The 266-nt window shown below is 69.5% G+C and carries 1 pseudogene; it reads left to right on the top strand.

The features are described from left to right. Positions 1 to 266: pseudogene (locus EFL26_RS24270) on the top strand (HNH endonuclease signature motif containing protein); the annotation flags it as partial.

Here is a 266-nt window from a genome sequence, read left to right as displayed (position 1 = left end):
CCTTCGCCGGCACCTCCAGGGTCCACGGCGAGCTCGACCTCTCCGATGCCATCGACCTCGAAGACGCCGTCCGGCGCGGAGCCGAACAACTCGCGGTCCTCGGGAACGAGGAGTCCCTCGACGTTCGCCGGTCGTTGGCGGTCGGGATGCTGGCGCGGGGACAGCAGGCGATCGAGTTCGAGGCCGGCGTGGTTTCGGCAGGCTCAACCTCCCAACTGAGCGGCTCAACCACCCGACGTGCAGGCTCGACCAGCCCGAAGGTCCGG

This window comes from Nocardioides pocheonensis, assembly GCF_003725535.1.
Classification (GTDB): Bacteria; Actinomycetota; Actinomycetes; order Propionibacteriales; family Nocardioidaceae; genus Marmoricola; species Marmoricola pocheonensis.
Note: the sequence above shows the minus strand (reverse complement) of the source record. Positions and strands in the feature narration are given on the sequence as shown.